Source organism: Streptococcus sp. AM43-2AT, from assembly GCF_003603405.1.
Taxonomy (GTDB): domain Bacteria; phylum Bacillota; class Bacilli; order Lactobacillales; family Streptococcaceae; genus Streptococcus; species Streptococcus ilei.
Map to the genome: position 1 here is coordinate 1 of NZ_QTND01000011.1, position 374 is coordinate 374.

Consider the following 374-nt stretch of genomic DNA (forward strand, 5'->3'; position numbering starts at 1 on the left):
TACGACACAGTTGTAGACAACCGTCCACAAGAGATTGAATTCGAAGGCAAGACCTATGAATTGGTTCCAGCAGGTAACTACACAGTAGGTGAAGTGGATGACCAAGGTCACTTGAAGTCAACAGACCCAACAACTGGTAAAGTGATCGAAGGTGATAATAATGTCACTTATGTATACAAACTGAAGGAAACCCCAGCTGAACCTAAGAAGGGTGAAGTCATCATCACTTACGTAGATGAAAATGGTAAGGAAATCGAAAAACCTCGTCAAGATACACCAAACTCACCGTATGACACACCATATAACACTACTGAGGAAGGTGAAAAACCGAATACTATCAAGACACCAGATGGTAAGACCTATAAGATCGTACC

At 41.7% G+C, this 374-nt stretch carries 1 protein-coding gene; it reads left to right on the forward strand.

The window, feature by feature from the left end; translation table 11 throughout:
• Positions 1–374, forward strand: a 374-nt coding sequence (locus DW930_RS10625) for a MucBP domain-containing protein (protein ID WP_243635773.1), incomplete at both ends; no start/stop codon positions are given.